Here is an 8,186-nt window from a genome sequence, read left to right on the forward strand (position 1 = left end):
CTCGTACATCGTCCAGATGTAGGTGTAGAAGCGGCAGCCGACGTCCTGGATGTCGAACACCACATCGGCAGACCGGACTCCCGGTCCAGCTTCTGCGTACCGGTCTTCTCGTCGATCTTCGGCAGGATGTCGTCCGCCATCTCAAAGATGACGTTGGCGGTGTCCAGCATCAGCCGCGGCTGCGTGCTGATACGAGGCTGGTTCGGCATAACTGGCTCCTCTGAGCGATGAGTGTGAGTGCACCGGCCTTCGGTGCGTCGTGAGCCAAGGCTCGTGGCCAGAGTACAAACTCACCTTGTATTCGGCAAGCGGTACTCTTCGATCACTTTCAGTACGATCACTCCTGCGGCGGGGAAGGCTGGTGACCAACCTCTGCACCGCCGTGCGTTCGTGACTCAAGTCAACAGAACATCGATGCCGGTGACGATGCTGAACCGCAGCAGTCGCTGTGCAACCCGTGTGCACAATCGGGTCGGGAGGTCGGGAGGTCGGGATGTTGGAAGTAGTCGACCAATGGACCGGGCAACACGCGTGCGCCCTGCAGGCCGCGCTTCGGGAGACGCAGGACGAGTTCGCTGCCCGCATAGGGGTTGCCCGTCGCACGGTCGCGATGTGGCACGAGCGGCCCTCTGCGGTGCTGCAGCCGACAGCACAACGGCAGCTGGACAAGAACTTCGACGGCTTGACTGAGTCGCAGAAGATTCGCTTCGTGCGCCACTTGCGCGCGGACGATCGCCATGAGACTGGCAGGCACCATGTCATTGCCCTGACGGTCGCGATCGCGGTGGTGGTGAATGAAGGCGACGTCCTTGTGGTCTGCCGACGGGACTCCGACGCAAGCGGCATCGCCTGGCAGTTCCCGGCCGGCATCGTGAAGCCCGGCGCGGCGGCCGAAACGATCGCGATCCGCGAAACCTTGGCGGAGACTGGCATTCATTGCGCGGTGCGAACCCGGCTAGGCAGTCGAGTGCACCCAATCACTGGTGTGAACTGCGACTACTTCCTGTGCGACTATCTCGCAGGTAGCGTCGCGAACCAGGATGCCGACGAGAACATCGAGGCGTTGTGGGTACCGCGTACGAACCTAAGTCGCTTCATCCCGGTGGACAATATCTTCCCGCCCGTATTGCAAGCCCTGGAGGACAGCAAATGACAGAGCGATCGACAGCCGAGCGCCCAGCGATCGCTGCTGCCGTGATTGTGTCGGACGGCCGTGTCCTCATGGTACGTCGCAAGGAAAGAGAGGGTTCGCTGTCTTGGCAGTTTCCTGCTGGACAGGTCGAGCCAGGAGAGTCCGGCGAGGAAGCGGCCATACGGGAGACTCAGGAAGAAGTCGGCCTGACCGTTGACGCAGAGCAGAGGTTGGGCGAGCGAATCCATCCGGCGACCGGACGTAGAATGATCTACGTGGCATGCAAGGTTCTCGCCGGCAGGCCCTATGTTGCCGATGCTGTTGAATTGGCCGAGGTGCAATGGTGTGACCGGGCCACCTTGGCCGACTACGTGCCTTACCCCTTCTTTGGCCCGGTCCAGGACTACATCACAAGCAGACTTAGCTAGTCGATCAACAGGTCACTTAGCCTTGCCCTGACCACTCCGTCATGAAAAAGCTCGGGCAATGGCACGCCACCAATGCTGGCGCGTTCTGTCGAGACGTCGTCGAGAGATCTTGAAGGTAGGCGCTCGGTGTGCTGGAGCGATCGCTTGGCGTATCGCTTAGCTTCATCAATCTGACCGTCGCTGCGTAGCCGCACCGCTAGTGCGAACGCCAATTGAGCTGCAGCGCGGTCATCGCCGAAGTACACCTCGTCTTCGTACTGCCTGACCAGTTCGGTTATGGGGGGTAGAGGGGTTTCCGTTTCCATACCTACCTCAGAATGTGTACTTCTCGGCCAAGGTTTCGTACTCGAACAGCTCGTCAGTGTCGAACCAGAGGTCTACTTCGTACTTCGCTTCCTCCGAATTCCCGGACGCGTGCACAAGGTTGGCGATTACCTTGTGTTGCGCGTCCGTATAGGCCTTTGATACGTGCGCGAAGTCACCGCGGACGGTCCCTGCTGCCGACTCATTAGGGAAGGTACTGCCGACGATGCGTCTGACGTTCTTTGCAGCCTCTACGCCTTCCAGCACTAGGGCGAGCACCGGCCCTTGCTGCATAAACTCAGCAGTCTTTGCGTACACCGTTGGTCCGAACCGCTCCTCCAGATCGAAGTAGTGGCGCTTCGTGAAGTCAGGGTCCAAACGCTTCATTTTGCTGCCGACTATCTTCAAGCCGGCATCCTCGAAGCGTTGAACGATGCGGCCGACTAGGCCCCGCATCACAGCGTCCGGCTTCATTAGCACGAGCGTTCTTTCTACGGTGGCCATATGGTCAGTCTCCTCTGAGGTTGACGGTGACAACTACCTTGCCTCATCGGGGCACTCGCCTGATCTCCGGGGCCCAGATCTCCGGACGGACGTTGCGCCGCCACCCGGCAGGTCAGACGTCGGCTTGGTCCGAATCGGTCACAGCTGGCCTGCCGCCGACGCCGGGCCTAGGACGCGAGTTGTGCCAAGCGATGATCGTCGCAGGCTTCCATGCCTGAGTCCTACCAAGCGTCATGTCAGGTGCTGGCATCTGGCCTCGATTGCGATATCCGCTAACGGTCGCCAGCTGGACGCCCAGGAAGGTGGCGACATCAGTCGTCGTCCACCACTCAGCGTCGGGGTCTGGCAGCGCACTCACCGAGTCATTGTCCCCTTCGTGGCCGGTTTCACCAAGATCGGTATCGGATCGACGTTAGCGGCATTGACGCTGGAACGGTCCGCGGCAGCGGTTGCGTAGCTAGCACTTGTCGGGGTACACGTAGCCGCCGCACCACGGGTACGGCTGCACAGCAACGACCTGCCAGCCACCATCCTCGCGGGTCTGAAATCGCCACGTGTGTTTCTCGGTCCGGAAGCCGTTCATGCGCCCGTCCGTTCCCCACCAGGTCGCGGACACGTCGGTGGTGACCTCAGCCCGCCGGTCCTTTATCGGCCCAACGGTGAGTGCGCCGTAGTCCAGTTGTGAAGGTGGTGGGTCGGTGGCCCTCATCGCGTCGCGGTACCGGCGCCACTGGTCGAGCAGCTCGTCCTGGTGGTCGTTGTCGAGGACGTTGACCGGACCTTCCTCGTCGTTGTAGCTGAGCGACATCAGGTACTCGTTAGCCGCCGCATCCGGCGATGGCGCTCCGCGGCTCTCCTCGATCGTCTGCGTCAACACCCACTGCACGGGCAGAGCAATGATGCTGCCGCCGCAGCCGATCAACAGAACAGGTACCAGCACAAACACGGCCCATCGCTTACGAGTCGACCAGCCCAGCAAGCGGCCGGCGTGGCGCTGCTCCCAACGTCGGTAACCTTCCGCGACCTGGTCTAGCGCTGGACGCCACCGATCGATGCCCGCGATCACCCGGGCACAATAGGCAACATCGGTGGTCATGTATAGAACGCAGCCCCGGCCCACTTCCTGCCTGCCAACGCCGCCACATTCGTACAGGCGTACGATAAAGTCCGTCCATGGCAACGCGCGAGATAGGCCGACTCCGCGAGTCGGGAATCCTGGTTGTCGAGCGCGATGGCGAACGGCGGCAGGTGCGACAGGTGATCCTGTCGGTCCTCAGCGACGGGCACTGGCAGGTGCACGCGATGGAGCTTCCGCGCGGCGGGTGGAGCGCGACGGAGCACTTCCAGAACGAGGAGGACGCGCGGGCCGTGCTCGACGCGTTCTACGCAAGGCACGCGGCGGCGGGCATCTGGGAAGTCAGCCGGTGGGGGCCGAAGCCGGCCTCTACGAGGCGTGAACCGGGCTGGTAGTCACGACAACGCCCACGGCGGCGGCAGCGCTAAGCGCTCTTGTCGCCCCGACGCTCAGCATCCGAGCCTGTTGCCGGAACCGGCTCCAAGTCACCCCAGCCGTAGCCCTCGGCTTCGAGGAGCTCCTGGAGGCTTCCGATCGTCAGGCCCTCGACGGCATTTTCGGTTGGCACGTGGATCAGCCGGAACCATGGCGTCCGGCCACGCTGCGGCACGTACGTCTCGACGCGCCACACGCCGTCCGGGGTCTGCATCGCGTCCACCTCGGCGAGGCTACTCCGCCGCGCTCGTGTACCCCTAGTCATCACCGCGTGCTGGCCGTCCAACGGCCATGGCCAGGCCTAATCGTCCAGCTTCCAGCGCAGCTGGTAGGAACCCAGCTGCTGCCACCGCGGAAACGACCACGATGCGCACCACCGCGCGCCCGTCTGTCGGTCCCGGCAGAATACCTTCAAACTCGGCACCGCCGCCGCCGGCGCACGAACGCCGTTCGGCCCTTCCTCCTCCGCTGCGGCGATTCCCTCCAACTTGATCGCCACCTCCTCATAGCACTCCGGGGCATCCCCGACCACCAGGTACCGAGGGGCGCATACCACTCCGTCGTCGGCGACCCACACCGCCTCGAACTCTTCCGCCAGATCACCTCGAACGGCCAGCACCGCCCACAGCGGCGCCGGATCCGGCACCTTCACCCAACCCATCTGGGCGTGCAAATCATCAGGATCGCGCACAGCAAAACGCAAGGTCCCCCGGTCCGGCCGACCATGCAGCTGCAACGCCCGCCGCGACTCGACCGCCGCCGTCCTCGACTCCGCCGCCGCCCGGTAGGTCAACCACGCTGCCACCGCCGCGATCCCAGCCGCGACAATTCCCACGTCCTCTTCGGTAACCGCCCGTGGATGCGTCTTGTGGAAGTAGATCGCCGCGACCACACCGACGGCCGCCACGATGACCGCCACAGCCGTCCAGACTCTGCTCTTCACGACCATCCATGCTGGCACGCCAAGCCCACGCCAGCGCCCGCGCGCCCGGCCCCGCCACGCGTCTGACGCAGCGGCGTGTCGCTACCGGCCTTGTGGACCCCCTATGTAAGACTCTTACACATGGAGGACGTCCGTATCACACGCGCTGTCGCAGCCGTACTGTACGTGTTCGTCGAGGACGTGGGAGCTCAACGACACGGCTACGAGCTTATGCGGCTAACAGCATTCCCCAGCGGGAAGATATACCCGATCCTGGCTCGGCTCCTGGCCGCAGGTTGGCTAGAGGCGACAATGGAACATATCGATCCGGTCAAAGAAGCACGTCCGCCGCGGAGGCTGTATCGACTCAGCGAGCGCGGCATCACCCGGGCGCGGCAAGGGCTAGCGGCGTTCTACCAGGAGATCGCGCCCGCTAGACCCAGCAGCCAGCTGCTTCGACCCGAAGGGCGCCTAGCGTGAATGTCTTTGTGTGGCTGCTAGGTATTTGCTCAGGTGTAGCAGCGCTGGCTTTTGTCACAGCACTCGGAGATCTTCTCAGCGAAGAAATCCGCGGCCGCCTCGACCAAATTCCGCATCTCGTTCTTCGCCTTGCTGCTCGGCGACTCCCGCCGCACCTACGAGATGAGAATGTGGCCGGTTGGAGAGCCGATCTTCATGAGTACTTACAGGGGGCGGACGCCACGCCGGTAACGCGCGTGTGGCGAGGTATGCGATGTGCCTTCGGGGCCCTTACCTCCACCGGCGCCATCACGCGAGCGTTCGAAGCCAACAGCTCTAAGACGACCGGTACCGAGCAGGACGGATATCGCGGCGACACAGCGGCCCGTGCCGTTGGCATTAGCTACAGACAGCTCAACTACTGGGCGAGTACAACTCTGGTCGTGCCCAGCATCGGCGAGGCGTTCGGCCCCGGCACGGAGCGCCGCTACTCGTTCGGCGACCTAGTCCTCCTCAAAGTCGTCAAGCGTCTGCTGGACGCGGGAGTCTCCCTTCAGAACATCCGTAAGGCCATCGAGACGCTACGCTCGCGCGGCGTCGAGGACCTGGCCGGCATCACGCTGATCTCGGACGGCACCACCGTGTACGAGTGCCGCTCGCCGGAGGAGGTCGTCGACCTGTTGCAGCGCGGTCAAGGCGTGTTCGGCATCGCGATCGGCGGCGCCTCCAAGGAGATCCACGGTTCACTAACCAACCTGCCGGCCGAACCGGCCGAGCCGGGCGCGGGCGACGAGTTGGTCGCGCGCCGGGCGCGCCGCCGTGCTGGCTGAGAGTCTCCCTCAGAGCGAGATTCAGCACCGCGGCGTCCACCGCGGTAGTCCTGAATCACTCACCCGGATATGAGTCCGGTCGGGCGGCTTGAAACGGGTAGACAGCACATAGCATCGAACGATGTCCATCGCCGACGATTGCCCAGCGCGAATTGAGCTAGATATCCGCCAGCAACTATGGCTGGAATCGCTGCCGATGCCCGCACACACGGTCGGCCGCACCCTGCCGTGCAGCCTCGACGCGCGACACGCCGGACCACACGCAAGCCTCGGCCAGCAGTCCGGCGACACCGACTGGTGGGTGCAATGGACCCTGACGGCGGCGGAAATCAACCCCCTGCCGCCGTGCAGTAAGACCCGCACGCCAAGCGGAGACGAAGACGACGACCCCTGCTTGCTCTACGCGCAGCACCCTGGACGACATTTGTACGGCGACGAGCGTGGGTAGGTACTTCGCGATTGGACGCGCGACGGTTCCGCGTTCTTCACGTTCCGGGCCGCAGTGACCTTCACCCGGCTTGACCGTCCCCGATCAAGCCGGGCCTTGAGGCTAACGCTTTGCCAACACTCGATGCAGGAGGCCGGCCACCGCTACTCCCGTGGTGACGCCAGCGAGGAGGTCAACGAGGCTGCCGACCGCGAGACCGCCTGCAAAGGAGGCGATAATGATCAAGGCCCATCGCAGGGGCAGTGATCCGTCGTGCTCAGAGTCTTCGCCGGGTTCCTGTTGGTCTTCCCGAGGGGGAACTACGCTAGACATGGTTTGGGCATCTACCTTCGTACTCAGTGGATGGGTCGAGGGACGTTCCGAACCATCGGCCCTCGGGTGCGCCAACACCCGGGGGCCAACTGTTTTTCCTGCTCAAGGCCTACATGGTGCTAGTTAAACGATCTTGAAGACCTTGACAGAACGTTAGATCTGTGGTATGATGGCTGTGACTAACGAGGACCCTACCCCCTGGCTTCTCGTTTTTCAACTTCGCGCGCGTTTAGACGAAGTTTTAACTTCGCGTACGCAATAAGAACGTTCATTTTCTGCACTTGCAGGTTTCGCTTGCATCCCTCAGCCACTCGGCCGAAGTGGCTTCCTAACTAGCATGATAACGCACGTACACGTTGAAAAACGGTCACTGATAGCGACGTTCGTGAGTGGACCAAAGGTGCGAAACCACCTCAGACGCCGACCCCTCCAGACTGACGAGTTAGACCGTTGCAACGCAGAGTGGCCAACCAAAGATGCGGTACGCGGCGATGGCCACCTACACCAGCGCCTACATGCCGCCCAGCCGAGAACCTGTAAGGCGCGGGCGCCGATGAGCTGACCGCGGAGTGTGAGGAGCCCGCCACCAGGGAGCCAGCCACGTACAGTCGCGGCGGCCCGCGTTACGCAGTGATGCCCTGCGGAGGTGGACGATGACCTGGCCGAGGTCGCTCCTCTGCGCTGCGGCGATTCCCATCGCTGTCTTGCTGGCTGCCTGCAGCGATGACCCCGCCGAGGGGGACGCGATACCGCTCGCCAGGGGCGAGAGTCTCGGCGAGATGCGTCAGCAGGCAGGCGAGGCGCTGGCGCGGTACGACGACGCAATCGCCGAAGCCGGCCCGTCCGCTACACCGAGCATGCAGCCACCACCGTGGGATGCTGCAAGTCCTCCAGCGGGTCTGACCATCGAGTCAGCAAGAGGCAGCGAGACAGGCAGCCGCTTGATGGTCACTTTCACAGGCTCTCAGCGTCCGGCGACCGAGCCCTGCGGTGCCGACTATTACGCGGAAGCTGTCGAGTCCGACAGGGCCGTGGTCGTCATCGTCATCGAGCAGGCTCATGCGGTTGGTGAGATCTGCACGTTGGTGGGTTATCCGCGCAGCGCCAGCTTGAATCTCGCCAGGCCTCTCGGCAGGCGTGCCGTACTGGAGGCGAAGCAGGGGATGCCCGTCCCAGTAACGCCGGCTCCCGTGACGGATTGATACCACGCGAGAATCCGAGTTTGTGATCATGTCAAGCGACAGGTGGGACGCGAGTGTCAAGCATGTCCCGTGACGGGACAGCTCTGGCGCTGCTGTGGCGCTGCTGCGGCGCTGCTGCGGCGCTGCTGCCCCTGTG

13 protein-coding genes are annotated in these 8,186 nt (G+C 63.3%); 7 read left to right on the forward strand and 6 right to left on the reverse strand.

The window, feature by feature from the left end:
* Positions 1 to 63: exo-beta-N-acetylmuramidase NamZ domain-containing protein (locus tag AB0M20_RS16000; RefSeq protein ID WP_364298700.1), on the reverse strand; the 63-nt coding region annotated here is incomplete at its 3' end.
* Between the two features lie 430 nt (positions 64 to 493).
* Here AB0M20_RS16000 and AB0M20_RS16005 point away from each other — a divergent pair.
* Together AB0M20_RS16005 and AB0M20_RS16010 are read left to right on the forward strand one after the other, a co-directional pair.
* On the forward strand, positions 494 to 1,153 hold the full coding sequence (locus AB0M20_RS16005) for an NUDIX hydrolase (RefSeq protein ID WP_364298679.1): 660 nt from the start codon (positions 494 to 496) through the stop codon (positions 1,151 to 1,153).
* Positions 1,150 to 1,560, forward strand: coding sequence for an NUDIX hydrolase (locus AB0M20_RS16010; protein WP_364298681.1), 411 nt, complete (start codon positions 1,150 to 1,152; stop codon positions 1,558 to 1,560). The genes AB0M20_RS16005 and AB0M20_RS16010 overlap by 4 nt, the downstream gene beginning before the upstream one ends.
* Here AB0M20_RS16010 and AB0M20_RS16015 read toward each other — a convergent pair.
* The 3 genes from AB0M20_RS16015 to AB0M20_RS16025 all read right to left on the reverse strand — a co-directional run bounded on the left by AB0M20_RS16015 (position 1,557) and on the right by AB0M20_RS16025 (position 3,463).
* Positions 1,557 to 1,865, reverse strand: coding sequence for a hypothetical protein (locus AB0M20_RS16015; protein ID WP_364298683.1), 309 nt, complete (start codon positions 1,863 to 1,865; stop codon positions 1,557 to 1,559). The genes AB0M20_RS16010 and AB0M20_RS16015 overlap by 4 nt on opposite strands.
* Before the next feature lie 7 nt (positions 1,866 to 1,872).
* On the reverse strand, positions 1,873 to 2,367 hold the full coding sequence (locus AB0M20_RS16020) for a nucleoside-diphosphate kinase (RefSeq protein WP_364298685.1): 495 nt from the start codon (positions 2,365 to 2,367) through the stop codon (positions 1,873 to 1,875).
* Positions 2,368 to 2,824: 457 nt separating this feature from the next.
* A complete protein-coding gene (locus tag AB0M20_RS16025) occupies positions 2,825 to 3,463 on the reverse strand; it encodes a hypothetical protein (protein ID WP_364298687.1) in 639 nt (212 codons plus the stop codon).
* Between the two features lie 77 nt (positions 3,464 to 3,540).
* On the opposite strand from AB0M20_RS16025, the gene AB0M20_RS16030 reads away from it, so the two are divergent.
* Positions 3,541 to 3,837, forward strand: a complete 297-nt coding sequence (locus AB0M20_RS16030) for a hypothetical protein (RefSeq protein WP_364298689.1) — start codon at positions 3,541 to 3,543, stop codon at positions 3,835 to 3,837.
* Positions 3,838 to 3,866: 29 nt separating this feature from the next.
* On the opposite strand, the gene AB0M20_RS16035 is transcribed toward AB0M20_RS16030, so the two are convergent.
* Positions 3,867 to 4,100: a hypothetical protein gene (locus tag AB0M20_RS16035; RefSeq protein WP_364298691.1), complete on the reverse strand. Its 234-nt coding sequence runs from the start codon at positions 4,098 to 4,100 to the stop codon at positions 3,867 to 3,869.
* 78 nt (positions 4,101 to 4,178) lie between these two features.
* Positions 4,179 to 4,796, reverse strand: coding sequence for a hypothetical protein (locus AB0M20_RS16040; RefSeq protein ID WP_364298693.1), 618 nt, complete (start codon positions 4,794 to 4,796; stop codon positions 4,179 to 4,181).
* A 144-nt stretch (positions 4,797 to 4,940) separates the two neighbouring features.
* On the opposite strand from AB0M20_RS16040, the gene AB0M20_RS16045 reads away from it, so the two are divergent.
* The 4 genes from AB0M20_RS16045 (at position 4,941) to AB0M20_RS16060 (ending at position 8,050) form a co-directional block, all read left to right on the forward strand.
* Positions 4,941 to 5,279 (forward strand): helix-turn-helix transcriptional regulator, encoded by a 339-nt coding sequence (locus AB0M20_RS16045; RefSeq protein WP_364298695.1) that lies wholly within the window; start codon positions 4,941 to 4,943, stop codon positions 5,277 to 5,279.
* 287 nt (positions 5,280 to 5,566) lie between these two features.
* Positions 5,567 to 6,088 carry a MerR family transcriptional regulator gene (locus AB0M20_RS16050; protein WP_364298702.1) on the forward strand — a complete coding sequence of 174 codons (522 nt, stop codon included), beginning with the start codon at positions 5,567 to 5,569 and terminating at the stop codon, positions 6,086 to 6,088.
* Positions 6,089 to 6,209: 121 nt separating this feature from the next.
* Positions 6,210 to 6,536, forward strand: coding sequence for a hypothetical protein (locus tag AB0M20_RS16055; RefSeq protein WP_364298697.1), 327 nt, complete (start codon positions 6,210 to 6,212; stop codon positions 6,534 to 6,536).
* A gap of 965 nt (positions 6,537 to 7,501) precedes the next feature.
* The gene (locus tag AB0M20_RS16060; protein WP_364298699.1) at positions 7,502 to 8,050 is read left to right on the forward strand and encodes a hypothetical protein; all 549 of its coding nucleotides are present in this window, start codon (positions 7,502 to 7,504) and stop codon (positions 8,048 to 8,050) included.
* The last annotated feature ends 136 nt before the right edge of the window (positions 8,051 to 8,186 follow it).

Origin of the sequence: Actinoplanes sp. NPDC051633 (genome assembly GCF_040681735.1) — a bacterium.
Lineage (GTDB): Bacteria > Actinomycetota > Actinomycetes > Mycobacteriales > Micromonosporaceae > Actinoplanes.